This window comes from Streptomyces sp. SID13726 (assembly GCF_010548375.1).
Taxonomy (GTDB): domain Bacteria; phylum Actinomycetota; class Actinomycetes; order Streptomycetales; family Streptomycetaceae; genus Streptomyces.
This window is the reverse complement of sequence record NZ_JAAGLY010000771.1, coordinates 1-396: the sequence shown is the minus strand read 5'-3', so window position 1 is coordinate 396 and position 396 is coordinate 1. Positions and strand designations below refer to the sequence as shown.

At 76.8% G+C, this 396-nt stretch carries 1 protein-coding gene; it reads right to left on the bottom strand.

Annotated elements, in window-relative coordinates; all coding sequences use genetic code 11:
• On the bottom strand, positions 1–396 hold a 396-nt coding region (locus G3I78_RS50220; protein ID WP_164437357.1), incomplete at both ends, for an ABC transporter permease.

Genomic DNA, 396 nt, shown 5'->3' with positions numbered 1-396 from the left:
CACCGGGTCGAGCACCCCGACGACCGTGAACGGCTCACCCCCGACGAGCACCTGCACGTCCGGGTCGGCGTGCCCGATCCCGAGGAGCCGGGCCGTGGTCGCGCCGAGGACGACCGCCGGGTACCGGGCCGTCGCGGCGTTCAGCCAGGTCCCCGACGCGACCGTCGCGCCGAGCGCGGGCGGCAGGTCGAGGTCCGCGGCGTAGGTCGCGATGCCGCCCGTCTCGACCTCGGGCACGAGGTCGCTGCGGTACACCGCCGCGTCGACCGCGCCCACGGACGACACGTCCGTCACCGGCCCGATGCGGGCGATCATGGCCGGGGCCTCGTCGGGCAGGGCGGCGGTGCCGCCGAAGAGGTCGGTGCCGGGTTCGACGCGCAGCAGGTCGGTGCCCAG